Genomic DNA, 24,531 nt, shown 5'->3' with positions numbered 1-24,531 from the left:
AAATATCAGAACCTCTTAAATATTCTTTTTATTTCCTTTCCTGTTTTATTTAAAGCTTTTCCTGCTTCATTTTTTGCTGTATTCAGACCTTTTCCTGCTTCATTTTTTGCTGTATTCAGACCTTTTCCTACTTCATTTTTTGCTGTATTCAGACCTTTTCCTACTTCATTTTTTAATGTATTCAGACCTTTTCCTACTTCATTTTTTAATGTATTCAGACCTTCGGCTGCAGCGCGCTCATACCTACTTTTACATTCACCTGAATTTAACATGTCCTCCATTTCATGTGTCAGGTTATTAAGCTGGCTTAAATTCGCCTTATTATCCTCACCCATTGCGATATTATCCTTTATCGAATTCATCACGCTTAGTGCAGTCAACAATTTGTCACTGATTGCCGTGATATCCCTCATTTTGGTTTCATTTTTTTCAATGAAATCTGTGAAATATCTGATTTCATGAGTTGTTTTGTTCGGTTCTATTGCATTTAATTTTTCCTTCAGAAGATCAATTTTCCCGGAAATTGCCGGGCAATGATTTTCCTGCCGTGAAACCGGGATAGCGTCTACAGAAATAGAGTTTGAAGCAGATGAATACATAAATAGCCTCCGTATAGTACGTTACATAAGAAAAACAAATTATGCCCTTAAAACGCCATCTGCTGCATCAGGTCATTACCCTATTGCTGGTCAGATTTTCTTAGCGAAGTTAATACGATTGCTACAGAAAACTAAAATAAGGTTATTGCCCTATTAAATATAGTGGTAGTTTTATATATATATTTACATGAGCTTTTACATTCTTCTTGGATAAAAAACAAAGGAGCTATATTATGACAACGTCAGTAACTGCTACAGGTTCTATGAATTATGACCACTTTGTTGAAATTGCAAAAAAAAGTAATCAAGACGATATAGTAACATTAAGCAGTAACGGAAGAGAATCACGTTTAACTGCAGGGCGTTCATTATGCGAGCGTTTTATTATTATGTTGAATAGCACCTGCTTAGGATCTATTTGTTTTATTAATGCAATGTATAAAAAGCTGCAACACAGGGAAGCCCAGGCAGTTACATCTTTCTGTAAATCAATAAATGACATTTATGAGGAAAGATCCCAGGATATTGTTAATTCACATATTACAGGCAAAAAAAAATTAGTGGTCACAGATGTAATTAATATCCTGGATAAAATTAAAATAAATGGTACTAATTACAAAAAATGTCTTGAAAAAGATAAAACAATCTCACTTTTAATCAAAAAAGATGGCTTTGCTGATTTTTGTATGTCTCAATTAAATCATTTCGACTTAGCTTTACTTTCCGACCTCACTAACCGCGTTGATGAATTAATGGTAAATACCATTAACAGAAAATCATTCTGCAACGATTTTAAATCTGCTTTGAAGACTGCACTTGTCGACTTTGTTACCGCTATGCCAGCATCATCATACAAATTTATGGATACAGTAGCCGGTAAAAATATTTCCGGATTCAATACAGCCGAAGAAAAATATGAAAAAAATGAGATTAACATTTATGGCGAGTTAGATCCTAATTTCACAACAGAAGACTTTGAACAGATATCTGAAGGGGCGGCCATGATTAAAGCTCAATTAATCTGTACAGGTAAGCATGATCAATATCGTCATAATGTGTATGCAGATCTTTTTTATAAGTTTAATGAGATACTGCCACAAGCACATATCAACGCTGCCGCAACGGAAAATACAAAACAACAACAATCGCCTTCGTCATCACAAATACATACCGATGCCGCCGCAACGTCACAGTTACGCGAAAATGGGCAACCTAATTCGATAAATCTGACGGCATTGCAGAATACACAAAAGAGCCTGGATGAAACCCCGGATACTAAATCTATCCTGCACAGCACTCTGACTACAAGGAGGAGAGGTATCACTGGGTCAACAAAGAGCCCCGATCAACCTAAGATGCCGGCACCACCACCACCACCACCACCAAATATCGACATCGCCGCATCGAAAAATAAACAACTTCCACCAATAAATCCAACAGCATTACCGAGTGAACAAGTTGAACTGAGGAAGAAAACTGAGAATAATAAACCACCTGAAATAGATTTCAAGACCGCCATAGAAGCAGCTATAAATAGACATCGAATTGCCAAAGCATACAGTGTTGATGGTGTTGATGGTGTTGATGGTGTTGATGGTGTTGATGGTGTTAAATTTTATGATTGTAATTGATGCCCCGACTTCTGATACTAATAATAAATTGAAGGAATAATTAAATATGGAATATTACACAGAAAAACAAATAGCTTTTTTGGCAGAAAAATTAGGTGTTAACATTATTCCCGATATTCAACAGCAGTTTTTACTGATTATCGATGGCCATCATTTTATTGTACGGTTACTGGAGGGAAAATGGTATTTTCACGCAAAAATTTGTTATTCCCGTGATATAAAATGCTCAAGTTCTCACTATAAGAAAATGCTGGCAATCAATATGAACGAACATCGGTTTGGGTTCGGCGTATTGTGTCTTTCTGAAGAAGAAGATGTAATCATGTATGTATTAAGAAAAGCGTGTGATAATAACGAGGATAGTTTGTATAATATGCTGGATATGTTTGTGAATCGTGCTGATGCTATTCGTAAAATGATTTTCATGAACTCTTCACCAAATCAGAACCGGCGCTTATCGGCGCAGAACCATACCAACTCAATGTAAACACTAAAGGATAAAATTTTTCATCTCCCGGTTCATTCAATGCCGGGGGATGAAAATACGTGTATGTGATCTGTGACCGGATCGCTATTATTCCACTGAATGAAAGTAAAATAAATGATTGAGTCACAGAGGGCATATGTTTCCGGGTCCGGGACTCCGGGTTATTATGGTCAGGGCGAACCGGATTTTACCGGTGCGATGAACACAGGACTCCGTTAAGACCATCGCGCCTTCAGATATTCTCCCAACATCTCGTCCACCAGAGAACCAAGTCCATCCAGGAATGCCCGCTCTGCACTCTTCAACGCTCTTACTCCGACAGTCCGTTCAGCATCGATATCACCAGCCAGTCCATGCGGTTTCAGCTCCGTGTCAGACAGCATCCGGTATGTGTCACTATAATCTGATCTTTTCTTTTCACAGCATTTTTCCCAGTGTTCCGGGTTTGTACGCTTCAGCACGCTGTGTAACGGTACCCACTGCAGTATCCATTTCCTGAACTCGCTGTTTTCATCGGTTTTCACCTGAATCTCAGCGGTCTGCAGGTCTGACTCTGTAATATATGAAACCTCAAAGAACCGCATTTTTGCTGCTACACTGCTCAGTTCAAGCTGTTCTTTCAGTTTATTCTGGTAGCCCAGATAAACTTCTATTTCATCAACGTTACGCAGTGTACGGACCTTATCGCGGGCAATCAGTTCCAGCTTCTCCAGCCGGAACATTTCACGCCCTGCGGATACCAGTTCAGAGAGATTGTTATCGTATTTTCCTTTTTCTGCATCGTGGATCTGCACCACGTTCTTCATCTGGTTCAGCGCAAGTGTGACCCGGTCCTCACAGCTTGACATTGCCTCGGTTGCCATGGCAAAGGTTTTTACTCTCAGTGCATCATCTTCAGCCAGTTGTGTCAGCCAGGAAGCTATCTGAGCTTTAAAACCGGGATCTTTTCTGAAGTTCTCCGTCTCCTTCAGCCTGTTCAGGAAGGCACTGAAGGCGGCAGCATTATCTTCCTGTCCGAAGCACTGCCATCTGTCTGCGGGTACTGGTTCATCCGACTTCTCTTTTGCCGGTGTCAGCCAGCCAGCGACCGCCAGGTGCAATGGACGAGCCTTCCGGTATTCGGGTGAATTGACCACACTGAAAGATAGCACGGGCTCCGAATAGCCCAGATCACGGGTTATAGTCTCCAGGAACTGGCGCGTGTGCGCTGAAAGAGGATTACCGGATACATCTATCTGTGCAGCCCGGAGCAGGCCGGCGACACTTTCAGGCAGGGTAGTCAGCTGGTTATTGTTGACAAACAACTCCTGCAGCTCCCCGGGCAATACCGGCAGACTGGTCAGCTGGTTATTGTTGACAAACAACTCCTGCAGCCCCCCGGGCAATACCGGCAGACTGGTCAGCTGGTTATTGTCAACACTCATCTCCAGTAACCTTTCCGGCAGTACCGGCAGGTGGGTCAGCTGGTTATTGTCAACTATCAGCTTTTCCAGCTTTTCCGGCAGCACCGGCAGGCGGGTCAGCTGGTTATTGTCAACTATCAGCTTTTCCAGCCTTTCCGGCAGCACCGGCAGGCAGGTCAGCCTGTTGTTTGCGCCAGTCAGATATTGCAGCCCTCCGGGCAGTGCCGGCAGACTGACCAACCGATTATCACTGCACAACAGCGCCTCCAGCCCTCCGGGCAGTGCCGGCAGGCTGATCAGCCGATTATCACTGCACAACAGCGCCTCCAGCCCTTCAGGCAGTACCGGGAGGCGGGTCAGGTAATTACCCCCGCACGCCATCCTCAGCAACCTTTCCGGCAGTACCGGCAGGCTGGTCAGCTGGTTATTGTCAACACTCATCTCCAGTAACCTTTCCGGCAGTACCGGCAGGCGGGTCAGCTGGTTATTGTCAACTATCAGTTTCTCCAGCCTTTCCGGCAGCACCGGCAGGCTGGTCAGCCGGTTATTGTCAGCACTCATATCCAGTAACCTTTCCGGCAGTACCGGCAGGCGGGTCAGCTGGTTATTGTTAACTATCAGTTTCTCCAGCCTTTCCGGCAGCACCGGCAGGCTGGTCAGCCGGTTATTTACGACAACCAGCTTCCGCAGCCCTGCCGGAAGTACCGGCAAATAACGCAATGAAACGCCGACTGTGCTCAGTTCAGTAATATCCGGCGGCAAATAGCCGGGTAAGGAGGTGAGTTTAAGGTAGTTCAGATTAAGCTCTGTCCCGCCATTATTCAGGCAGTCGCACATTCTCTGTACCGCAGTCGCCCGGCCGGGAGCCTCTCCTGCCGGTGCTGCATTTTCCCACGCAGACCAGATCGCTTCATAATCCGGTGCAGTCTGTGGTGCCGCTGTGGCGGTAAAATGGGAAATTTTATGGTACTCCTGACACCTCACGGTATAGTTCCCGGTATCATCAACGGTGACTGACAGCATCTCATCACCATTTTCGTCCAGAATACAGGCGTGATTTTCCCCGTCCCGGCCAAACTGAACATTCTCCTTAAATCCGCTATACGTGAGTGTTTTGAGCCGTTCAAATTTTTCAGTCACCATCTTCCACTCTGTTCCGTCCGGCGGATGACAAATCTGCCGGATGAGTGCCAGCACTTCAGGCTTATTCGCTGAGCAAAAAAACGGCTTGATTTTTTCCCATATACTCATCTCCGGCGGGGTATCAGAGCAGGTTGCTGTGTTAATGTCGTTACCGCTGACGACAACAGGAAAACGTTCGTTTCCAATTTGAAATGGCATAATAAAAACTCTCTTTAAATTGATATGCGTATAAGCGAATGTGAGGCGGTAAATATTGCCCTTCACGTTATTTTCCATCCGGTGCCTGATTGTTGAATCAGGTGATCAGCTGATAGCGTTTTTCTTCATCAATTACAATCATATACCTTAAAAATTTATTAACTTTAAGGGAATGTGTTATGAACGTACAAGCATTGACAGTGTCATTGATGTTGGCGCATCTGATGACGGCCAGTGCCGCACCCGGTACAGAAAAATATCAGACCATCATGGACAGTCTTACAGCGGGAAAAGTCAGCAGGATTATTCACACTGATGTTTTACCGTTTTCCGGTGAAGATCACGGGGAAGTGATAAGCAGGGTGTCATCCGCCTTTCCCGGTACGCCTTACCAGGCTGATACGCTTATCGGCGGACCTGGCACGCCCGAATCGCTTGTCGCGAATTTTAACGGTGTGGACTGTTTTACGTTTATAGATTACACCGAAGCCCTGACCCGCAGCCATGATCCGGCATCATTTCTGCGCAATCTTGCGGCGGTTCGTTACACCGGAGGGAATGTTAGCTATCTCAGCCGCCGGCACTTCTTCTCTGACTGGTCCGCCACAAAGCCGTACAACGCCCGGGATGTCACACCGGATATCAGCCCTGACTATGCCGTTGCAGACAAACAACTTAACCGCAAACCGGATGGAAGTGAGTACATCCCGGGTCTGGGCATTCATCCCCGTAAAATACATTATATTCCGGGAAAAGCCATCAGCCGGCAGGTGCTGGATAATCTGAAAACCGGCGATTATGTCGGCGTCTACTCTGCGCTGGACGGTCTGGACGTTTCGCATGTGGGTATCGTAGTTCGTCACGATGGCAAGGTATGGTTCAGAAATGCCTCCTCGCTGACCGAAAACAAAAAAGTGGTGGACTCTCCGTTCGCGGAATACATGCGCGCGAAACCAGGCATCGTTGTTTTGCGGGCTGAGTCGTCCGCCATGACAGGAGATACGCAATGAAAAGAGTCCGGATCCCCGCAAGCATAAAGCCCCTCTGTCTGGTTGTTCCCCTGCTGTTATCGGCATGCCACTCTGCCCCGCTCAGACAGGTGTCAAATAAAGTGACAACGGCCGGTCATGTACCGGCAGACTATATTGATCCAACCAAATCACTGTTCCCGCTGAGCAATTACCCGCAATCCGCCGATAAATGGTTCCCTCCCGGCCCGGATATGCACGTTCCTGTCATGGCAGCCGCGGCACAGCAGCGCCACTTTTCTGACCTGAAATCCCGTTATTTTGGTATGGGTGCGGGCGAAAAGTCGCCCTGGAATCCATCTTACATCGCATCAGTTCTGCGCAAAGGGGCGGATGTTAGTCGTGATGCCAACATCAGGATGTACCTGAGTGAGCGAAGTGTTTCCCGGGGCGGAAACTTCAGAGTCCACCCCGCCGCCTGGAAACAACAGATAAGAGATAACATGACGACCAGCATTAACCGGGTTTATACCCCGTCAGCAAGGGGGATTGCTGTCAGGGAAACGCTGGTCAGGGTTCTTCCGACAAACGACCCGGCTTATGGTGACCCCCGTCAGGCCGGACAAGGCTACCCTTTTGACAATTTACAGATGTCCTCTGTCCGTCCCGGCACCCCTGTATACGTACTGGCAGCCAGCCGCGACAGCCGCTGGAAATACGTATTATCCCCCACTGTGACCGGGTGGGTACACAGCGAAGATATTGCAGAGGCGGATCAGCAGTTTGTCACTGAATGGCTGACTCTGGCTACTGACAACCTGGGGGCGTTTATTAAAGAACCGGTTTCCGTTCATGGGGGAGGACAATATTATTTTACTGCACGTCCCGGAACCCTTCTGCCATTCAGGAATGGACGGCCCGGCTTTTTTGACGTTATTGTGCCGGTGCGTAAAAGTGATGGCCGCGCACAAATTCGCCGGGTCAGTGTAAAGGAAGGTGAGTTTGTTGCCATGCCATGGAAAATGATACCCGCTAATATGGCTGTGCTGATGAAGTCGATGAGCGGCAGACCCTACGGATGGGGAAATTATAATTTTTATAATGACTGCTCTGCCGAAATGCGCAGCCTCATAATGCCTTTTGGTATATTTCTTCCCAGAAACTCTGCAGCACAGATACAGTCGGCCACACGAATTGTCGACCTCAGCCGGGAGAATACCGCCACCCGTCTTCGTTATCTTACGGAGCATGGCAAACCCTTTACCACGCTTGTCTATATTCCCGGACATATCATGCTGTACATCGGTAACACGGTCATTAACGGACAGACAGTACCGATGACATACCAGAATATATGGGGACTGCGACCGGCAAAGGCCGACAGCCGGCGTATTATTGGCGGTGCCGTTTTTTTACCCCTGCTTGCCGCTTATCCGGAAAGCCCGGATCTGGAATCACTGGCTGGTAAGTCACAGTTTAAACTGGGTTTTATTGAATAGCGGAAACACTTTACGCTTTGTTGTAAATATGATGGTGACCGCCCCGGCGGTCACCGGACGACGTCTGCTGATTTGCCATCACTGACGCAACATAACCTGTCAAAACCCTCACTATGGAAAAATGATGCCATGGAAATTATGCCGTCTGCTTTTAAGCCTGTATCTGATTTCATTGAATCCAACAGACGTGAACAGATGTCTCCTGTTGCCCGGTTAATCGATTTAATTCTCTCGTTTACAGGGCTTCGCCCCACTTCCTCACAACATTCAGAATCCCTTGCCAAAGAACTGGCAGTCCCCCTGTACCGGGCAATGACGGATGGCAGTGAGGAGATCATCGTTCTGACGGACGGAATAGTCCTGTCGGTCTGTCCCGCTAAAAAGACAGCGGTATTGCGTTCTCCGCACAGAACCGATGTCTGCATTCCTTATCATATTCTCATTACAGCCTGCCTGAATTCACATCCTCTGACTATTCAGGCTGATGCGTTTATTTCCCCTGATCTCATCTCTTATCAAAAAGCATCACCAGAGGAAGAAACCGAACAATTCCTGAAAGATCACCGGCGGGGGTTCAACAACAGAACAACAGTAGACTACTGCGCTGAACACAGCGGGAAATCTTATCATCTGACCGGAGACAGTTTGTCTCTCCTCTCGAAGGCTTTAGCTGATCGCAAAGAAAAACAGGGCGCGTACTTTACTGAAAGTAACGCAGGTTCATTATCTTTTCAGTATATGGATGAGGAATATTGTCTTGATAAGACCGATATTTATCATATCGCATCGGTCTGCAATCAGGGGTTCCTCTCTGCGCTGACCAATAATGTCGTTATAGGTATCCGCAACGCCGGGGGAACCGTTCATGTGACAGATAATATTACCGCGCTGAGTATTCTTGATGCATCAGGCGTATCTGATGTGTTAACAGCGCAATTAATGTCCCGCACCTCGTTGCCCGGGGAGTCCCCGGTAAGCCATACGCTGAGAGGGGACGATATCACTTCAGTATGGTCTGATGTCAGCCTCCCCGTCTATGATCCGTTCAGGGACGAATGGGAATACATGACATGTGATGTGACACTATCCCACTTCAGGGACGGGCAGGCCCGGATGAGTGTGAACGTTAATTCCCTGACAGCAGAGCACCTGAAGAATATCTCCGCGCAATCAATATGTCCGCCATTAATAAATGATAAGGCCCCCTTCAGACTCGCCACCGAAATAAACAGATTATATCCGTGCGTAAAAGAGAACGCTTTAGAGAAAATAAACAGAATAATTATTTTTGGCGACAGTCTTTCTGATTCCGATGGCCGGATGCTGAAAAAATCGCATCACCTGTTACCTTCCCGCCATCAATATTATGAAGGCCGGTTTACCAACGGGTTTGTCTGGAATGAGTTCCTGTCATCACCTTCATTTTTAAATAAAAAAGTAATCAATTATGCGGAAGGAGGGAGCACCTCTGCCCGCTATTCCTGTTTTAATATCATCGGCGATTTTGTGTCAAACCTGGATAAGCAAATAAAATTATACCCGCCTTCTGACAACGATCTCGCGATTTGTATGCTGGGTGCGAACGACTATTTGACTTTACACAAAAGTAACGTAATAAACGTGGTTGAACAGCAGGCAGACCAACTCGAAAAGCTCCTTAAACGTAACGTCGGCAATGTTCTTGTGCCGGGCCTTCCTGATTTATCCGGCACACCTTATGCCGGCCAGCACCATAACACGGTGTTAATGAACGATATTACAATAGCTCACAATGTGCTTTTGAAAGAGAAGACGGAGGAATTACAGAAGCGCTATCCAGAACAAAAAATTTCGTACTTTGACACATATTCAGCATTTGAGACGATCAGAAAAACAGCGGACGAGGTGGGTTATGACACCACACATCCGTTTAATGAGCATGGCTACATTCATATTCCCGGCGAACGCGATCCGGTTATAAACATTGCTCCCGGATATATTTATAATGATATGCTTCATCCCACTCAGGAAGTCCATCAGTGTTTTGCCGCGATATTGGGAAATTTCATCATCAATAACTTTAATTAGCTGAATTCATTGTGTGACGCGGCTTACCCGGATTAATATCTCTGTCTGCGCCGGTCACACATCAGCATCATAATCAAGTTCCAGTACCATGCGCAGCAACGCGGCAACGGGTTCGAACAGCGATTCAGGGATCACATCACCCGTGTTAACACTGAAAAACAGCTGCCGTGCCAGCGCAATATTCTCCACCACAGGAACAGACTGTCTGGTGGCAAAAGCAACAATATGTTCAGCCCGCGCATCTGTTCCTTTTTCAAGAACCGTTGGAATCGGTGTCTCTGCAGGGTCATAACCCAGACAAACAGCAATGTGCGTGGGATTGCGGATAACAACGGCGGATCGCTTAATATTCTGCGCTAAGCTGCCGCTTTGTATTTCATGTTGTACTTCACGCAGCCGTTTTTTCACCTGCGGGTCGCCTTCCGTATTTTTAGCCTCCTGTTTGATATCCTCCTTACTCATTCGCTGTTTTTTCATCACGTTGTGTGCCTGAAAGGCATAATCAATAACGCCCAATACCACGTAAAACATCAGCAAGGCATACCATATCCAGCGGATCATAACAGTGAAAAGCGGGATGGCACAGCCTGCGTCACAATATGGCAGCGCCTGAAATGTCGGCAAAAAAGAGTGGAAAAGAAAGATGAAAACGGAACATAGCAAAATGACTTTCAGACAGGATTTAAACAATTCCATCAGACTGTGTACGGAAAAAATTTGTTTAAAATTATTCACCGGATTAATTTTATCGCTTTTGAAACCTATCGCCTTTGTGGCAAGCAGAAAACCGACCTGTGCAACCAAACCCGCAATGGTTGCCGCCGCCAGCATGCCGCCGAACAGCGCAAAAAAAACACCTCCTGAATGCAGTAATGCCTGTATCAGCTGTCCGAAGGCATAGTCAAATGGCTGATTGATGAGTCGTGAAGCCAGCAGTATCAGACCGGCAATCCGCTGTATAACCTCATCGGCAAAAAAATGAAAAAAAGCCAGTATCGTCAGCAACTGAATGCCGGAAATTATTTCCGGACTTTTGATAACCTGTCCCTTCAGACGGCTGTCACGCTTCTTTTTTGCGGTAGGCTTCTCGGTTTTTTCACTCATGACCGGCTAACCACTGACTCACATGCCGGTAAAGAGATTCACTCTCCAGTGCATAGTGGCGGAAGGCGTATGACAATGAGAGCAGCAATAGCAGGAGCGCCAGCACACTTTTCACCGGCATGGATAAAAAGAATACGTTAAGCTGCTGTGCGGATCGGTTGAGCAATCCGAGCGCCAAATCCGCCAGCACCATGCAGAACACGGCCGGCAGAGAAAAATTCAGGCACAGCTGGTACAACACACTCCACTGCGCCAGCAGAAAGTGTAAAAATGGTCCGTTGAAACGCAGTGTCCTGCCGGGAGGTAAATAGTGGTATGAGTCATACAACGCAGTCAGAAGCTGACTGAATCCACCGGTAATAAAGAAAAGCACACACAGGAACTGGCTGAACAACAGACCAAAAATGGATGTTTGTACCGACAGAGCCGGGTTGAACACGGTTGCCATGGTAGCACCGCGTAACGTGTCAATCAGAAATCCTGCCATATCCACGGCCCAGAAAGGAATTGCTGCGAAGAATCCCAGCATCAGACCGATGATCAGCTCTCCCGGGATCTCACTCAGCCAGTCCCATCCCCGGTAAGTAACCGGCTGGGTATAAAAAACGGGCAGTACCGGCAGCATCAGCGCCAGAAGCACGCCATTGCGAATCGGCGCCGAGCCGAGATTACCGGTCTGCAGCAGCGGAAAAAGCAGTGTCAGTCCAAGCGGTCTCATTAACATCAGCGTTAAGGTGACCAGTCCGTCACTGAGAGAGATCATCACCCGTGCACTCCTATCTGCAAAAACACCTGACGGGTATAGGCGAGAAGCTGTCCGCCTATCCAATGATAAGTCGCCATAATAACTAACACCACGGCGAGCAGCTTTATCATAAACTGCAGCGTTTGATCCTGAATCTGGGTCAGTGCCTGAAGGAGACTCACCGTCACGCCGACCACTGCCGCGACCAGCACCACCGGTAATGACGTCATGAGTACCAGCCACAGCAGCTCTGTGACGAGGTGGGTTATGCCGGCATCCGTCATCTGAAACTCTGCACCAGCTGAGAAAGAATCAAATCCCAGCCGCCGGCCAACAGAAAAATTAATAACTTGAACGGCAGAGAGATAGTCATCGGGGACACCATCATCATTCCCATCGCCAACAGAATGTTGGATACCAGCAGATCGATGGCCAGAAACGGGAGGTAGATAAGCAGACCAATACGAAACGCCTGCGACAACTGGCTGACGGTAAAGGCAGGCAGCAGGATCAGAAGTGAATCCGGTTTAATACGGCGCCGTGCCTCTTCCGGCCAGGTTCCGGCTATCAGATGACGAAAATAATGCATCTCTTTTTCATCGGCGTTTTTTTGCAGGAACCGGCGGTAAGGGTCAAGCGCCCGGCTGTCCCAGCCCTGTAACCAGGGTACGGTCGCGTCTTCCTTCTCAGGATGCCACCCGGCTTTTACCTCCAGGGCTGTCGGGGCCATGATAAAGAGCGAGAGCACCAGCGCCAGACCATAAAGTGCCATATTGGGCGGCACCTGCTGAATACCCAGCGCATTGCGTAAAATAGAAAACACCACTGCCAGTTTCAGAAATGAGGTTCCCATGACAATAGCAAGCGGCAGCAGAGAAAGAAAAAAAAGCAGTGCTATCAGCTGCCATGGAGAGTCAGGTAACGGCATATTATCTCCTGTTTATTCGGCTATAAAATAGTTATAGCCGTACCATGACCCACCCTCCATCAGGTGTTAACCGTATCCTCATTCGTATTCACATCATCAGACGGATGCACAAACCATTGGGTGATTCGCACCAGAAAACTGTCCCCGCAGGCTATCAGTTCTCCCTGACCTATCACGCAGCCATTCAGCCTTAACGTCACGTCGGGTGAGAGCCTGGCACCGGTCGCAATAAGATCACCTTCACGCAGCGTCCGCAACCGGCCAAGATCGATATCAATTTGTCCAGCCTCTACCAGCAGCTTTTGTGGCAGGGCATCAAGATGATACGATAAAGGCGGGGCCGTACCTGCGCGATCGCAGTCCTCCGCTAACAGGCTTTCCATATCATTGATCAGCGCTTCAGTTTTCACTTCTCCTCCCTCCTCTATCCGGATACGTACCGCACTTCCCGTTACCGGCAGTACAACCAACTCCCCCTCCCGCAGATGGCCAAAAGGATTCATCCGCAACCCGGTCCCTGGACCGATACTCTTCATCTCATGTACCGATACCTGACACCACCCGGCATAACAGGCGGACGCCACCGGTGGTAATAAACGTACCGGCCGGATACAGGGGCTTATCTGCTCAGCAAGGGTCCGGAACCAGGTGGCGGGCCAGCCAAACAGCACACAGCGGAACGTATAGCCGTCAACCTGCCAGGCAAATACGACCGCAATATACTGACTGAGCATGCTGCAATGTCCGGGCGTTCCCGGCAGGTTGTGTAATGTCGCACCGCTTGCCTGCAACAGCGGCGACAACCCCCATTCCGCAATACCCGCCAGCAGACAGGGGTCGGCCTCCTGATCTGACGCGGTACCGAGAGTTCCTTCACACCACTGCTGCCAGTCACTTTCAGCTAACCAGATGCCGCACGGGGTATCTTCTGCTGTGACTGAAAACAATCGCCCCGCCGGGCTGCCGGTCCAGCACTGAGCCGCAACATGCAGTGCGCCAAACGCCATCCCTTCTGTTTGTACTATCCCGGCAAGGCTGCTTTCTTCAGCAGAGATCTGCATCATACTCTACCTCCAGCGTAACGTTGTGCCCGATCTCCAGCAGCCCGGCATTCAGCCAGGTGAAAAAGTCCTTCAGCCTGCAGTATAAGTCACGCCGGGGCACCAGAACTTTCAGCAGGGTGATACCTTCCCGCATTTCAATTTCGCAAATAAGTCCCGCCGCAGAGCCTCCCTCCAGCCGGTAGCGTTGTTTTTTTTGCCTTAGCACCGCTTTTCCCGCGCTGCCGTCAGGCATTTCCGCCACCTGAGCCATCAGCTGAATAAATCCGGTGGTTTTCGTTGATTGTCGTTTCTCCTGTTCAGGCAACAGGTTATGCCAGAGACAACCTTCTGTCCGGTTAACGTTCATTGCTCAGCAGACTCCTCAGTTTTTCTTTTTTTTTTCATCACGATCACCAGCATCTGCTGCAACCCGCTGATTTTCTCCCGCAACCGTTTTTGCTCGTCCGCAAGCTGCTGCTGCTGCTGCGCCAGATCGTATTCCTCATGAAATAAATCATGCATAATCTGTTTCTGTTCCATCAGTTCGCCCGCAGACAATGTACCGGACCAGAGAAGCAGTTGATTGAGCTTTTGCATCAGATCGTGACGACCGCTCTGATACTGAAAATCCAGCAGCTCCGTTTGCTGTCGCTGCTGATCCAGTTCCTTCATTTGCCGCCGCAGCCTCTCCTCGCGGCGATCTTTTATCCTGAGTAAACAATTCAGCATCAGGTGCCTGTCAGATAACGCATTTGTGCCAGCAGTTCGTCGCGATCGCATGGTTCATTACTCTGTTGTTGAAGGAAGTGACAGATAGCGGCATAACGGTCTACCGCAAGGTCGGCCAGGTCGTCTTCTCCCCGCACAAACTCACCGACCCGCACCAGAAGCTCCACATCACGATACGTCGATAACAACGTCCGGATTGCGTTCGCCAGCATCTGATGTTCACCGCCGGCCACCATCGTCATCAGCCGGCTTATGCTGGCTAAAATGTCAATAGCAGGAAAGTGAGCCGCTTCCGCCAGGCGGCGGGAAAGAACGATATGGCCATCGAGTAACGACCTCACTTCATCTGCCAGCGGTTCGTTCATATCGTCGCTTTCCACCAGTACGGTGTAAAATGCAGTGATACTGCCAAGAGTGCTTCTGCCCGCCCGTTCGAGCAGCCTCGGTAATGCCGCAAAAACGCCCGGCGGATAACTGCCGGAAACCGCAACCTCACCACCGGCGAGCGCTATTTCACGGGCGGCGCGGGCAAAGCGGGTTAACGAATCGGCAAACAACATGACTCTCTTACCGCGATCGCGAAACGCTTCGGCGATCGTGGTCGCCACCGACAACGCCCTCATACGCTCAAGCGCGGGCCGGTCAGATGTTGAAACCACTATCACGCAGCGCTGCCGGGTCTCTTCCTCCAGCGTTTTCTCAATGAACTCACGGACTTCCCGGCCACGTTCACCGATGAGCACCAATACGTTAATGTCGCTGTCAGGGCTGCGGCACAGCATCGACATCAGCGTGCTTTTCCCTACCCCCGCTGCGGCAAAAATCCCCACACGCTGTCCTTCACCACACGTCAGAAGACCGTCAATGGCACGGATCCCGGTAAACATCGGTTTATCAATCATCCGGCGCAGCAGCGCCGACGGCGGCGGCGCATCGTAATCCCGCCAGGGACCCTGCGGAGCAGGGCCGTCATCAAGAGGCAATCCCATACCGTCCAGTACCCGCCCTAAGAGATCCTCCCCGACCGGAACACGATGCCGCCGTCCCAGGGAACGCACCTGCTGCCCGTAATGCAGACCAGCCGTACTGGCAAAGGGTGAAAGCTGCACTGTTGAACCGTCGATACCCACGACTTCCGCCAGCCCGCCTTCCGGCAGCAGACAACACACCTCCCCCATAAAAACCCCCGGCAGGTAAGCTTTGATCAGCGTTGCACCAACGTGCAGTAACCGGCCGGTCCTGAGATAACCTTGTGGTACATCCCGCAGCGGTGTCAGTGATTTTTCGAGGGCGGTCAGCATTTCTGCGTTAATCTTCGTCATCGGCAAACTCCTGTTGCATAAAGTCGATACTATGCACAACCTGCACCGTACAGTTTTCCCCCAACTCCTGCCAGGAGAGCACGGGAACATGAAATAGTCTCGTTTCCGTTATTTTGCGCAGAAAGCGGCGCGCATCAACGGAGATGACAATGTTCAGATCACCGTGCTCATCCAGTGCCTCCTGAATTAAACTCAGAATACGCGCACTCTGTCCGGGGCTCAGCGCCGCATAGGTCCCCACCGAGGTCTGACGGACAGACTCACGTATCAGGTTTTCGATCCCCTCTCCCACCCGCAGTACGCGCAGTGCCCCGCCATCCGGTTGCAGTCTGTGCAAAATATGCCGGCGCAGCGCCATGCGCACATATTCGGTCAGCATCAGTACATCTTTTTCACGCGGCGCCCATTCAATCAGGGCGCCAAAAACTGCACGTAAATCGCGGATCGAGATACCTTCCGCCACTAACCTTTGGAGTGTTTCCGTAATCTTGCTTATCGGCAGTTGCCGCTGAAGCTCTTTAACCAGCTCCGAATAGCGTTTCTCCATAGCATCCATCAGATAGCGCGCCTCCTGCACGCCGATAAACTCGGCCATGTGACGCAGCAATACCTGACGCAGTAATGCTGTGATGCGTTGATTTCCCCCGGCAACCGTGAGCCCCATGGCCTGCGCTTTTTTCTCAGCCGCCGGATCCAGCCAGCCGATGCTTCCCATTCCGTCAGGCAATTGCTGTACTTCGCAGCCCGGATAGTTACCCGGCTCCGGCAGCAGACACGCGTTCCCGGGAATGGATAATGAAAAAACCGGCTCCTGGTAAAGCAGTACCGACATCCCCTGCACGCCGTCCCCGTGATCCGCCATGATCGTGATTTCCGGCAGCGGCACACCGTACTCTTCGAAAAGCATCCGGCGTAAGGCATCAATATCCCGGGCCAGCGTATCGCTGATAAGCGATGGCATCACGCACAGCGTTAACGGCCTGGCTCCCGGCTGCATCCGGTCTTCGCTCATCTCCCCTCCCGGCGATACATCGTGTTGTGAATGCCCGGCACGACGCCGGAATAAAAAGAACGGCAGTGCGGTGAACATCGCCGGGATAAAAAAGTCCAGAAAGGGAAAACCGGGGATCAGAGCGAATAAAGTCAGGATAGCCGCCGTAAGCATCAGTGCCTGCGGCTGCCGGCCAAGCTGAGTGGTTAATTCACTGGCAAGGTTCTGTTTCTTCTCCCCGGGAACACGGGTAACAATGATACCGGCGCTCAGCGAGATAAGCAGCGAAGGGATCTGTCCGCACAGCCCGTCACCAACAGACAACACGCTGTATGTTTGTATGGCATCACTCAGCGGCATACCGTACTGTACTACCGCGATAATGATGCCGCCGATAATATTGACCAGAATCACAATGATGCCGGCGATTGCATCGCCTTTAACAAACTTCATGGCACCATCCATAGCGCCAAGAAAGCGGCTCTCCTGCTGAACCTGCTGACGTAACTGCTGTGCCTGAACAGCATCAATCACCCCGGCCCGCATATCGCCGTCAATACTCATCTGCTTTCCGGGCATCCCGTCAAGCGAGAAGCGGGCACTGACTTCAGCCACGCGCTCGGTTCCTTTAGTAATAACGATAAACTGAATAATGGTGATTATCGTAAAAATAACCAGCCCTACTGTCAGGTTCCCCCCCACCACAAAGTGACCGAACGCGTCCACAATATTGCCTGCATCATGCTGCAGCAAAACCAGCCGTGAGGTGCTGATGGTCAATGACAGACGGTACAACGTGGTAATCAGCAGCAAAGAAGGGAAAACCGACAGATCCAGCGGATCATTAATATAGATGGCAATCAGCAGCAAAATAATCGAAAAAGCGATATTAACGGCGATCAGTATATCCACCATGAATACCGGCAACGGCAGGATCATCATGACGATAGCAATCAGCATCACCACTGCCAGAATGATGTCCTGACGCCCGGCGCAAACAGCAAGCACTTTTTGCAGGCCCTGTATACCCCTGCTTTTTATCATTGAGATTTGCATAGCGACTCCAGAAAAGCCTGCTGGCAGCGATGTACCCGCAGCCACAGTTCCGCCGTGCTATCGGCTGCAGGACAACAACTCATCGCCAGCCCGCCGCGCAGCTGAAAAATACGCTGCGGAATACCGGCAAAATCAGCAGGCTGCCAGCGCCGGAGAGCCAGCGGCAGCAGGTTGTCATCAAAGGGGGCCAGCGGCATACACTGGCTGATGTGGATCCGGTCATTTTGCCAGCTAATCCAGGTTTGAAATTTCTCACCCTGCCAGTACATGCCGGCGGTGGCCTGCCGCACCGGAAGTCCGGCTAACTGTATAAACAGCAAAATATTAAGCTCTGTCACCCTGTCTAACTCCATACAACCTCCCGCTTGCGTAGAGCTACAGAGTTCCAGATAAGACACACACAGGTAATCAGGTGATAACCCCATCTCCCTTCATACTGCGCAGTACGCCGAGAATTTGTTCACGCTGATCCTCATCGTTAAAACAGGGTTCGGGCATCAGCGAGAATAACCCATCCAGATGTTGCAAAAGCCGGTTGTATAAACGCACAGATGCAGTACACTGCGCCAGACGCGGCGCGAGCCATTCATCAAATAACCAGCTTTCATTCGTCATCTCAACAAGCAACGGAAGCAGCGTTCCCTGAGTCATCCCGCACACGGATTCGATTCGCAGACACTCCTGTTCAAGCCCTAAAAACAACAATACGCGGCGTAAGCGTACCAGTACCGCCGCCAGCCGTTGCTGCTGAGAACCGGCAACGCAGGCAGAAAGCTCAAACACCATCATCCGCAGCAACACTTTCACCCGCCGCCGGCGATCCGGCCAGTCCATAATGCGCTGAAACCATGCAGCCAGTGAGGCAACCTCTTCATCCATTGCCTGCTGGAATAAACGATTGATTTGCGCCAGCGTGCCTTTACTCACCTGCCCCAGCTCCAGCATGCCAAACAGTGATATCTCCCAGCCCTGCTGACTCATCAGTTCAGCAAGTTTGTCGCTGAGTGCTTTACGTTTTTTTCTGTCTGCTTTTTCAGCGAGCAGTAACGCCGCAATACCTAACAGCTGCTGACCGGGGAGCGAATCCGAATATTGTGTCAGCTGAGCAGGTATACCGCCTGCCTGCTCCTGCATCCGCTGTACCATCCGTAACAAAGCGTCCAGTCGTTGTTTCTGCCTGTCCCTGCATTCTGCCCGCTGAAAATCTTTGAGCTGTCCGCTCAGCGACATGCCCATATCCTCGAGCGTTTCTGTCAGCGCACACCCTAACGTTTCTTCAAGCTCAATGAGCGCCTGCGCCATCGGCGATGGCGCGTCTTTCACCCCCCCCGGTTCCCGGGGGCCGGCGTCATGGTTCTGCAGCGCAGCTATCTCAGAGGCTTTCATTTTCATCCCCTGTATCAGCACCAGACGGACGCAACCACTGCAGCAATTGCTGAAAATGGCCTTCGGGCGAAAATGTCACCGACAGCTGTGACGATGCCAAAACCACACTATCCGGGGGAAGCTCAGGTGCCGCGAGCAGCACAAAGCGTGAGCCGAACGCCTCCTTTATACTCTGCTGAAGATCAGGATGGCACTGCAGGGTTAAAACCCCTTCACCCGCCATCTGTTCTGCCTGTAAAGCGAGCCGGGCGCACAGCGTTTTATCCGGAGGCTGCTGCCCGAACCATGCGCTCAATACCTGTTCAATACAGTGATGGATCCTGTCCGATACCGCGCTGACCAATGCCTGTTCCAGGGCTTCATCACGCACCAGGCGGATGACGTGCTTTCGCAGCCAGCGGGCTTCCAGACGCCTGAGCGTATCGCGTTGCCATGCGCGGAACTCACGACGCCGGGAGGCTTCCGTTTCGCGGCAGTTTTTCTTCGCTTCCAGCAGGATCCTCTCTGCTTTACGCCGGGCCGCATTGATAATCCCTTTTGCCTCAAGATCCGCATGGCGCACACCAGCGGCCTGTTGCAGTAACTCCGTCAGCTCTCCTGCCGGGATAATCCGTCCTGCCGGCAGTGGTACGGTCAGTTCAATCAGCGGAACCCGGTACATAACGTTCGCTCCAGAAAATTCATCGCCGGTGCCGGTACCGGCATCCATAACGCACGTTCGCAGGGTGCAAGCGTAATCAGCAGCGCATGCAGTACGGGATCGCCCCGCCCGGCGCGGCTGAGTACGGCAGTCCCCAGCTGCAATGCAACTTCCGCCAATTGTGCCGGTGAAAGCAGAGCACGGTTGCGGCCTCGGCAAAGTCCGAACAGTTGCCGGATAAGCCCGTCATCAAGCAAATGCAATAACTTCCGCCGGTAGTCCGGCAGCAGAAAATAGTCGTTGCAGTCCAGCACCAGCAACCCCGCAGCCAGTGCAAAGGCCTGAAGGCGGGGTGCAAGCTGAACCATCCGCTGTTGCCGGGAGCTGAGCATGACGGGCAGAGGTGGTGTCCCTCTTCGTGCCCGCAATGCTCTGTTCAGACAACGGTCGAGCGGAGGGTTAGCGCCGTAGTACCATGTCGCTTCAGACGTAAAACCAAGCAGTGTCAGCCAGCGGGGATGAGCATAACGCGCGGGTGTCCGGAGATAACGGTGCATCCGCAGCAGGGCTTCATCAGGTCTGCGGCAGGCTATATTTTTTTGCGCCAGACTATCAGCATCAGGGAAATCAACAGCAGCACTGCCACCAGAAACGAAGGTACCAGGATCCATCGGTGCCGGTTTATCCATGCGATTGTCCTCCACTGAGTTTCTGCCGGTGCGTTATCCGCACTTTGCATACGAAATTCGGCCGGCTGCATCAGAATGCTGATATTTTCTTTCTGCACACCGGGGATCGATTTTTCAACCAGGTTGCTTATCTGCACCCGGAACATTTCAAGGTTAATCTGAGGTGAATACTTGATAAATACCGCCACGGAAGCCGTTCCGGCGGACCTGTCATCGTTTGCACTGTCATAGGCAATGGTCACACCGGCGTGGATGACGCCGTCCATCTGACTCAGCATCCGCTCAATTCTCTGCTCGTTGAGGAAAACAATTTTTTGCTGCTCCTCAGCGGGTGATACCACCAGCTGATTCGGGGGAAACATGGTTTCAGCGGAAACGTAGCTGCGCCGGGGGAAACCATTCAGGCGCAGCAGTTCAACGGCATTGATAAACTGCGATTGTTCCACCCGCAGCGTAACGCCCCCGGTTCCGGGCTGCTTATCGGCATCGATATGGTGCTGCATGAGGATCGCCAGCATCTGATTCGCATCCTCCTCGTGCAGTTCGCTGTAGAGCTCCACGCGGCAACCCGCCAACAGCAACACCAATCCGATGACCACAGCCAGACGCGAATACTTCATGTCATATTGGCCAGTTTATTAACCGACTGGGAAACCGCACCCGCCACCTTAGCGCCCAGGTCCACGCTCACGGTCGTCCCGAGTATTGTGGCCTGTTGCACAAGCATCTGAGAGGGGGTCAGACTACCCGCATTCCCCTGCGGCGTACCGGCAAACAGTAAATTATTGAAGGCGGCAATCTGCCCGTTATCCGGCGCAGACACGGCAGTTGCCGGTGGCGCAGCGCTCATCGTGGCGGCGTTTACCGCGGTTACACTGTTAATCACACTCATCAGTTACTCCTGTTAAGCTTTTTTAAGCCAGGTTTTTACAGCTTCAGCCTCCGGAGGGGCAACGTCTGCAAGCGCCCGGTGCGCCTGAACGGATTCATTCAGACCGGCCAGCAGCACTGCGCGGCACAGCGCCTGCAGGCTGGTATCCTCAACCAGCAACGGCAGCACCGGCAGAATGCCCCGGACTTGTCGTTGCAGACCATGGTTTATCCCGGCAAAGGCCGCTTCTACCACCAGTTGCCTCTCCTTCTCTGTCAGCATCATATTTTGGCGATAATGCCACTGAGCATATCTTTGATGGTTTTGAGCATCGCACTCTCATAGTTAATAAAAGTGGAGTACTGCTGTACGGCAAACTGGGCTTTGAGCATGGCTTCCGGATTAGAGATGTCCTGTGCGTTCATTTTGTCCTCAATCGCCTGTCCGGCCTGATGTGCCAGGCGCGATAAGTTGTCAACAAGTTGCTCAACATTCATTGCTGCCTCCGGTTATATGAGTTGTTACACAGTTAATTATGACCGCTGCGGCGCGGTTACCTATCAGGTGATGACCTGAAAGTAACAACAGATTCTGCAGGATTGTCCGCTGGCGGAAACAGACGATTCAGTAAGCGAAAAAAAGGGATGCTCGCCCGCTGCCCTGTTACGGGACAGCCTGCAGCCCCGTAGCGCAAAAATACCAGTGCGCCCCGGGTGGCATTGTCCATCAGACGAAAGTACGGGTAGCTCAGGCCGACAGAAGTCATCATAAACGGCTGCCCCATGACCGCCGCCGTGAGCAGCGCACGTGCCCCAAACGACACGCTTTCGCCGATATTTTTGCTCTTATTCACATCATAAAAACGGTGAGCAATGAAATACACCGCGTTAGCGATACTGTCGTGCCCCATCGGCAAGGTATGTTTGCGCTGATAAATCAGACAGGCGATATCAGCAATGGCGATGGACAGGCCAATCCCGGCGAACAGCAGCAGTGATACCGCGCCACCGCCGGCTACCGCCAGCGCTATCGCCGCACCACAGCAAAAAAGCTGTCCTCCCAGCACAACACTCTGCCAGCTAAAAAGCTCCGCGGGAATTATGCCTGCCGCCCGTTCAGTCAGTCTGGCGAGCATCCTCTTCTGCCCCTGCCTGCAGGTATCTTTCGCCTCCTTATGACCTGCATCATGCAGGGGGGCGGGCAAAACCGGAATCGACAGCCCTGCAACCATCTCCTTTATTATTTGTTGCATCTCTGCACTGACCACCACTTCATGGCCGGTGCGCGTGATATCTGCATCTATCATGCCGGACTGCCTGCGGGGGCGTTCAGCTCTGCCCGGGAATATTCATAGGCGGCGACCAGCTGCTTAACCATCCTCTGGATTTTTTCCTGACTGAGTCTGTCGATCTCATCATCATCATCTCCGGTGGCAGGCACCGTAGTGGCTGATACCACAAGATTACCCAACATCCGCTCAATCCGTGCGGTGTATGTGTTAATCCCGCCACCCAAGATGATGAGCACCGCCGAGATAGCCGACGAAGTACAGGAGAGCGTAAAGTCGGCGCTTTCCGGCAGATGCGCAAAGGGTAAAAAGAGAAGGGAGGCTGAGATGCCAACGCGAAGTGTGAAAGAAGCGATATCACCTGTGACTTCCGCATGTGAGTCGCTCATACCGAAGGACGTCATCAGTTTCTTTGTCGCCAGCACAATAGAATCATTTCCTGTTTTCAGCGGTTCGCGGTCATTTCTCACCTGAATCAGGTTATACAGCGCACAACAGGCATCCCCTGCCGCAATAATCATGGCGGTACCGGTCACAACGGCAAGAGGGATCCCGGCGCCGCCGGAAATTACCGACGCGACTAACGATACCAGGAAAGCGGAACCGGACGCGGCAAAACGCACCAGATGCTGATTAAGATACCCGTTATAAGCCTGTCGCTTCAGCAGGTTTTCCTTACTCAGCGACATAGCGGGAACCGGCAGCACCGCACCGGGCGGAAGCAATACCGGAGGGGTAATTTCAGCATCTCTGCCCCCGTGATCCTTACTGTAAGCCTTTGTCAGTGAAGGCAGACGGGAATAATTGGTTACTCTTGACATGGCTATTCTCCATCGGTTCATCCGGTCACGCTATGCCAGAAGCTGACTCAGCATCTGTTCTGCACTGGCGCGCACGGTACTGTAAGAAGGATCTTCGTAGCTCATCGTCAGCGCTGTCTGCAGCGCGACTCTGGCTTCAGACAATTCCCCCATCGCTTTCAGACATACGGCTATCTGATACACCGGCTCGGGATGGCAGGCGTCCAGCATCAGTGCGTAGCCGTAGTAGTTCATCGCCTGCGCATATTCCTTTTGCATCATCAGCACGCCGGCAAGCGCAATATGTGCCCGCCAGCTCCAGGGCTGAATCATCACCAGCCAGGAAAAATTCACCAGCGCACAGTCGTAATCCTGCTGCTGCCAGGCGGCATAACCGTCGGCATAAACGTCATCCGGGGAAAGCGCCAACGCTTTTTTGATAACCGGATCGTCCCACAGTGTCTGCTCAAGAGATGTCGGTTCCATATTCTTCTCCAACTCATTCAATAGCGGGATGAACGTTGCTTTCCATGGTTACACAGTATACCGGCGGTTATTTCCAGCCAGCTCTCGCCATTGTGAAATACCCTGACCGCCCCCAGCCTGTACAACAACCGCACCAGTTTATGGCGCTGTATCGCCAGCCGGCGATCCCATACCGCGGTTATCACCAGCATTCTGACGGCACTCAGCCACGGGACCTGCTGAAACAGGCTCCGGAGGATCCTCCGGAGCGCCATCAGCGATGAAGGCAACGGCTGGCTGTCCGGCACGCGATGAAGACTGCACAGGATCAACGTATCTTTATCGGCGCGATAAACGAGACGGTAGGGATACCACTCCACCTGCTCCCCGAGCAGCAACCCGCAGCCGGGCAGACAGGCAGCGCACGGAATCAGTCCCTCTTTACGCAGCAGCCGCGCTATTTCATCCATACGATATCC

The 24,531-nt window shown here is 51.0% G+C and carries 28 protein-coding genes; 5 read left to right on the top strand and 23 right to left on the bottom strand.

All coding sequences use genetic code 11. From position 1 onward, the window contains the following. Positions 1-5: 5 nt before the first annotated feature. Entirely contained in the window at positions 6-599 is a 594-nt protein-coding gene (locus ACF8OF_RS05975) for a hypothetical protein (RefSeq protein ID WP_392496026.1), read from the bottom strand. A gap of 233 nt (positions 600-832) precedes the next feature. Between ACF8OF_RS05975 and ACF8OF_RS05970 the strand changes: the two genes are divergently transcribed. Both ACF8OF_RS05970 and ACF8OF_RS05965 read left to right on the top strand, forming a co-directional pair. After that, a complete protein-coding gene (locus ACF8OF_RS05970; RefSeq protein ID WP_392496025.1) occupies positions 833-2,230 on the top strand; it encodes a hypothetical protein in 1,398 nt (465 codons plus the stop codon). 46 nt (positions 2,231-2,276) lie between these two features. Next, positions 2,277-2,717: a CesT family type III secretion system chaperone gene (locus tag ACF8OF_RS05965; RefSeq protein ID WP_392496023.1), complete on the top strand. Its 441-nt coding sequence runs from the start codon at positions 2,277-2,279 to the stop codon at positions 2,715-2,717. Positions 2,718-2,932: 215 nt separating this feature from the next. Here ACF8OF_RS05965 and ACF8OF_RS05960 read toward each other — a convergent pair whose 3' ends face one another. After that, on the bottom strand, positions 2,933-5,461 hold the full coding sequence (locus ACF8OF_RS05960; protein WP_392496022.1) for an NEL-type E3 ubiquitin ligase domain-containing protein: 2,529 nt from the start codon (positions 5,459-5,461) through the stop codon (positions 2,933-2,935). Positions 5,462-5,640: 179 nt separating this feature from the next. Between ACF8OF_RS05960 and ACF8OF_RS05955 the strand changes: the two genes are divergently transcribed. The 3 genes from ACF8OF_RS05955 to ACF8OF_RS05945 all read left to right on the top strand — a co-directional run bounded on the left by ACF8OF_RS05955 (position 5,641) and on the right by ACF8OF_RS05945 (position 9,995). Then, a complete protein-coding gene (locus ACF8OF_RS05955; protein ID WP_392496021.1) occupies positions 5,641-6,471 on the top strand; it encodes a DUF1460 domain-containing protein in 831 nt (276 codons plus the stop codon). After that, positions 6,468-7,928: an SH3 domain-containing protein gene (locus ACF8OF_RS05950; protein ID WP_392496020.1), complete on the top strand. Its 1,461-nt coding sequence runs from the start codon at positions 6,468-6,470 to the stop codon at positions 7,926-7,928. The genes ACF8OF_RS05955 and ACF8OF_RS05950 overlap by 4 nt, the downstream gene beginning before the upstream one ends. Before the next feature lie 129 nt (positions 7,929-8,057). After that, on the top strand, positions 8,058-9,995 hold the full coding sequence (locus ACF8OF_RS05945) for an SGNH/GDSL hydrolase family protein (RefSeq protein WP_392496019.1): 1,938 nt from the start codon (positions 8,058-8,060) through the stop codon (positions 9,993-9,995). A 54-nt stretch (positions 9,996-10,049) separates the two neighbouring features. On the opposite strand, the gene ACF8OF_RS05940 is transcribed toward ACF8OF_RS05945, so the two are convergent. The 21 genes from ACF8OF_RS05940 to ACF8OF_RS05840 form a co-directional block, all read right to left on the bottom strand. Beyond that, entirely contained in the window at positions 10,050-11,099 is a 1,050-nt protein-coding gene (locus tag ACF8OF_RS05940; RefSeq protein ID WP_392496018.1) for an EscU/YscU/HrcU family type III secretion system export apparatus switch protein, read from the bottom strand. Next, positions 11,092-11,862, bottom strand: a complete 771-nt coding sequence (locus ACF8OF_RS05935; protein WP_392496280.1) for an EscT/YscT/HrcT family type III secretion system export apparatus protein — start codon at positions 11,860-11,862, stop codon at positions 11,092-11,094. The genes ACF8OF_RS05940 and ACF8OF_RS05935 overlap by 8 nt, the downstream gene beginning before the upstream one ends. Beyond that, the gene (locus tag ACF8OF_RS05930) at positions 11,862-12,128 is read right to left on the bottom strand and encodes an EscS/YscS/HrcS family type III secretion system export apparatus protein (RefSeq protein ID WP_262860290.1); all 267 of its coding nucleotides are present in this window, start codon (positions 12,126-12,128) and stop codon (positions 11,862-11,864) included. The genes ACF8OF_RS05935 and ACF8OF_RS05930 overlap by 1 nt, the downstream gene beginning before the upstream one ends. Beyond that, positions 12,125-12,772, bottom strand: a complete 648-nt coding sequence (sctR, locus tag ACF8OF_RS05925) for a type III secretion system export apparatus subunit SctR (protein WP_279797690.1) — start codon at positions 12,770-12,772, stop codon at positions 12,125-12,127. The genes ACF8OF_RS05930 and sctR overlap by 4 nt, the downstream gene beginning before the upstream one ends. Positions 12,773-12,831: 59 nt before the next feature. Continuing rightward, the gene (locus ACF8OF_RS05920; RefSeq protein WP_274370881.1) at positions 12,832-13,836 is read right to left on the bottom strand and encodes a YscQ/HrcQ family type III secretion apparatus protein; all 1,005 of its coding nucleotides are present in this window, start codon (positions 13,834-13,836) and stop codon (positions 12,832-12,834) included. After that, positions 13,817-14,182 (bottom strand): Secretion system apparatus protein ssaP, encoded by a 366-nt coding sequence (locus tag ACF8OF_RS05915; RefSeq protein ID WP_392496016.1) that lies wholly within the window; start codon positions 14,180-14,182, stop codon positions 13,817-13,819. The genes ACF8OF_RS05920 and ACF8OF_RS05915 overlap by 20 nt, the downstream gene beginning before the upstream one ends. Further along, on the bottom strand, positions 14,179-14,487 hold the full coding sequence (locus ACF8OF_RS05910) for a hypothetical protein (protein ID WP_392496015.1): 309 nt from the start codon (positions 14,485-14,487) through the stop codon (positions 14,179-14,181). The genes ACF8OF_RS05915 and ACF8OF_RS05910 overlap by 4 nt, the downstream gene beginning before the upstream one ends. Positions 14,488-14,543: 56 nt before the next feature. Then, positions 14,544-15,845 (bottom strand): EscN/YscN/HrcN family type III secretion system ATPase, encoded by a 1,302-nt coding sequence (locus ACF8OF_RS05905; RefSeq protein WP_392496278.1) that lies wholly within the window; start codon positions 15,843-15,845, stop codon positions 14,544-14,546. A gap of 7 nt (positions 15,846-15,852) precedes the next feature. Next, positions 15,853-17,913, bottom strand: coding sequence for an EscV/YscV/HrcV family type III secretion system export apparatus protein (locus tag ACF8OF_RS05900; RefSeq protein WP_392496014.1), 2,061 nt, complete (start codon positions 17,911-17,913; stop codon positions 15,853-15,855). Further along, positions 17,898-18,266, bottom strand: coding sequence for a type III secretion system protein SsaM (locus tag ACF8OF_RS05895; RefSeq protein WP_262882171.1), 369 nt, complete (start codon positions 18,264-18,266; stop codon positions 17,898-17,900). Before ACF8OF_RS05895 ends, ACF8OF_RS05900 begins: the two co-directional genes overlap by 16 nt. Positions 18,267-18,321: 55 nt before the next feature. Next, positions 18,322-18,564, bottom strand: coding sequence for a TyeA family type III secretion system gatekeeper subunit (locus ACF8OF_RS05890; protein ID WP_392496277.1), 243 nt, complete (start codon positions 18,562-18,564; stop codon positions 18,322-18,324). 721 nt (positions 18,565-19,285) lie between these two features. Beyond that, a complete protein-coding gene (gene sctL, locus ACF8OF_RS05885) occupies positions 19,286-19,960 on the bottom strand; it encodes a type III secretion system stator protein SctL (protein ID WP_392496013.1) in 675 nt (224 codons plus the stop codon). Continuing rightward, positions 19,942-20,628 (bottom strand): type III secretion system domain-containing protein, encoded by a 687-nt coding sequence (locus tag ACF8OF_RS05880; RefSeq protein ID WP_392496012.1) that lies wholly within the window; start codon positions 20,626-20,628, stop codon positions 19,942-19,944. The genes sctL and ACF8OF_RS05880 overlap by 19 nt, the downstream gene beginning before the upstream one ends. Beyond that, entirely contained in the window at positions 20,529-21,248 is a 720-nt protein-coding gene (gene ssaJ, locus ACF8OF_RS05875) for an EscJ/YscJ/HrcJ family type III secretion inner membrane ring protein SsaJ (RefSeq protein WP_354621329.1), read from the bottom strand. The genes ACF8OF_RS05880 and ssaJ overlap by 100 nt, the downstream gene beginning before the upstream one ends. Further along, on the bottom strand, positions 21,245-21,520 hold the full coding sequence (gene sctI / locus ACF8OF_RS05870; RefSeq protein WP_262860300.1) for a type III secretion system inner rod subunit SctI: 276 nt from the start codon (positions 21,518-21,520) through the stop codon (positions 21,245-21,247). The genes ssaJ and sctI overlap by 4 nt, the downstream gene beginning before the upstream one ends. Positions 21,521-21,532: 12 nt before the next feature. Then, positions 21,533-21,754, bottom strand: coding sequence for an EscG/YscG/SsaH family type III secretion system needle protein co-chaperone (locus ACF8OF_RS05865; RefSeq protein WP_279797674.1), 222 nt, complete (start codon positions 21,752-21,754; stop codon positions 21,533-21,535). A gap of 26 nt (positions 21,755-21,780) precedes the next feature. Further along, complete coding sequence (gene sctF / locus ACF8OF_RS05860; protein WP_262860302.1) at positions 21,781-21,996, bottom strand: type III secretion system needle filament subunit SctF; 216 nt, start codon at positions 21,994-21,996, stop codon at positions 21,781-21,783. A gap of 56 nt (positions 21,997-22,052) precedes the next feature. Continuing rightward, complete coding sequence (locus ACF8OF_RS05855; protein WP_392496010.1) at positions 22,053-22,805, bottom strand: pathogenicity island 2 effector protein SseG; 753 nt, start codon at positions 22,803-22,805, stop codon at positions 22,053-22,055. Beyond that, positions 22,802-23,608 (bottom strand): hypothetical protein, encoded by an 807-nt coding sequence (locus ACF8OF_RS05850; protein ID WP_392496008.1) that lies wholly within the window; start codon positions 23,606-23,608, stop codon positions 22,802-22,804. Before ACF8OF_RS05850 ends, ACF8OF_RS05855 begins: the two co-directional genes overlap by 4 nt. Positions 23,609-23,638: 30 nt before the next feature. After that, entirely contained in the window at positions 23,639-24,073 is a 435-nt protein-coding gene (locus ACF8OF_RS05845; RefSeq protein ID WP_392496006.1) for a SycD/LcrH family type III secretion system chaperone, read from the bottom strand. 17 nt (positions 24,074-24,090) lie between these two features. Next, positions 24,091-24,522, bottom strand: coding sequence for a secreted effector protein (locus tag ACF8OF_RS05840; protein ID WP_392496004.1), 432 nt, complete (start codon positions 24,520-24,522; stop codon positions 24,091-24,093). Between the last annotated feature and the right edge of the window lie 9 nt (positions 24,523-24,531).

The sequence above is a fragment of the Morganella sp. TYF_1 genome (assembly GCF_043105645.1).
Lineage (GTDB): Bacteria > Pseudomonadota > Gammaproteobacteria > Enterobacterales > Enterobacteriaceae > Morganella > Morganella morganii_B.
Note: the sequence above shows the minus strand (reverse complement) of the source record. Positions and strands in the feature narration are given on the sequence as shown.

Coding starts and splice junctions, on each gene's coding strand:
- ACF8OF_RS05915 (WP_392496016.1), bottom strand. CDS start 14,182: ATGAACGTTAACCGGACAGAAGGTTGTCTCTGGCATAACCTGTTGCCT.
- sctR (WP_279797690.1), bottom strand. CDS start 12,772: ATGCCGTTACCTGACTCTCCATGGCAGCTGATAGCACTGCTTTTTTTT.
- ACF8OF_RS05920 (WP_274370881.1), bottom strand. CDS start 13,836: ATGATGCAGATCTCTGCTGAAGAAAGCAGCCTTGCCGGGATAGTACAA.
- ACF8OF_RS05900 (WP_392496014.1), bottom strand. CDS start 17,913: ATGCAAATCTCAATGATAAAAAGCAGGGGTATACAGGGCCTGCAAAAA.
- sctL (WP_392496013.1), bottom strand. CDS start 19,960: ATGTACCGGGTTCCGCTGATTGAACTGACCGTACCACTGCCGGCAGGA.
- ACF8OF_RS05845 (WP_392496006.1), bottom strand. CDS start 24,073: ATGGAACCGACATCTCTTGAGCAGACACTGTGGGACGATCCGGTTATC.
- ACF8OF_RS05950 (WP_392496020.1), top strand. CDS start 6,468: ATGAAAAGAGTCCGGATCCCCGCAAGCATAAAGCCCCTCTGTCTGGTT.
- ACF8OF_RS05965 (WP_392496023.1), top strand. CDS start 2,277: ATGGAATATTACACAGAAAAACAAATAGCTTTTTTGGCAGAAAAATTA.
- ACF8OF_RS05890 (WP_392496277.1), bottom strand. CDS start 18,564: ATGACTCAGGGAACGCTGCTTCCGTTGCTTGTTGAGATGACGAATGAA.
- ACF8OF_RS05850 (WP_392496008.1), bottom strand. CDS start 23,608: ATGTCAAGAGTAACCAATTATTCCCGTCTGCCTTCACTGACAAAGGCT.
- ACF8OF_RS05970 (WP_392496025.1), top strand. CDS start 833: ATGACAACGTCAGTAACTGCTACAGGTTCTATGAATTATGACCACTTT.
- ACF8OF_RS05945 (WP_392496019.1), top strand. CDS start 8,058: ATGGAAATTATGCCGTCTGCTTTTAAGCCTGTATCTGATTTCATTGAA.
- ACF8OF_RS05960 (WP_392496022.1), bottom strand. CDS start 5,461: ATGCCATTTCAAATTGGAAACGAACGTTTTCCTGTTGTCGTCAGCGGT.
- ACF8OF_RS05955 (WP_392496021.1), top strand. CDS start 5,641: ATGAACGTACAAGCATTGACAGTGTCATTGATGTTGGCGCATCTGATG.
- ACF8OF_RS05905 (WP_392496278.1), bottom strand. CDS start 15,845: ATGCTGACCGCCCTCGAAAAATCACTGACACCGCTGCGGGATGTACCA.
- ACF8OF_RS05910 (WP_392496015.1), bottom strand. CDS start 14,487: ATGAAGGAACTGGATCAGCAGCGACAGCAAACGGAGCTGCTGGATTTT.
- ACF8OF_RS05895 (WP_262882171.1), bottom strand. CDS start 18,266: ATGGAGTTAGACAGGGTGACAGAGCTTAATATTTTGCTGTTTATACAG.
- sctF (WP_262860302.1), bottom strand. CDS start 21,996: ATGAATGTTGAGCAACTTGTTGACAACTTATCGCGCCTGGCACATCAG.
- ACF8OF_RS05930 (WP_262860290.1), bottom strand. CDS start 12,128: ATGACGGATGCCGGCATAACCCACCTCGTCACAGAGCTGCTGTGGCTG.
- ACF8OF_RS05855 (WP_392496010.1), bottom strand. CDS start 22,805: ATGATAGATGCAGATATCACGCGCACCGGCCATGAAGTGGTGGTCAGT.
- ACF8OF_RS05940 (WP_392496018.1), bottom strand. CDS start 11,099: ATGAGTGAAAAAACCGAGAAGCCTACCGCAAAAAAGAAGCGTGACAGC.
- sctI (WP_262860300.1), bottom strand. CDS start 21,520: ATGAGTGTGATTAACAGTGTAACCGCGGTAAACGCCGCCACGATGAGC.
- ACF8OF_RS05880 (WP_392496012.1), bottom strand. CDS start 20,628: ATGGATAAACCGGCACCGATGGATCCTGGTACCTTCGTTTCTGGTGGC.
- ACF8OF_RS05975 (WP_392496026.1), bottom strand. CDS start 599: ATGTATTCATCTGCTTCAAACTCTATTTCTGTAGACGCTATCCCGGTT.
- ssaJ (WP_354621329.1), bottom strand. CDS start 21,248: ATGAAGTATTCGCGTCTGGCTGTGGTCATCGGATTGGTGTTGCTGTTG.
- ACF8OF_RS05840 (WP_392496004.1), bottom strand. CDS start 24,522: ATGGATGAAATAGCGCGGCTGCTGCGTAAAGAGGGACTGATTCCGTGC.
- ACF8OF_RS05935 (WP_392496280.1), bottom strand. CDS start 11,862: ATGATCTCTCTCAGTGACGGACTGGTCACCTTAACGCTGATGTTAATG.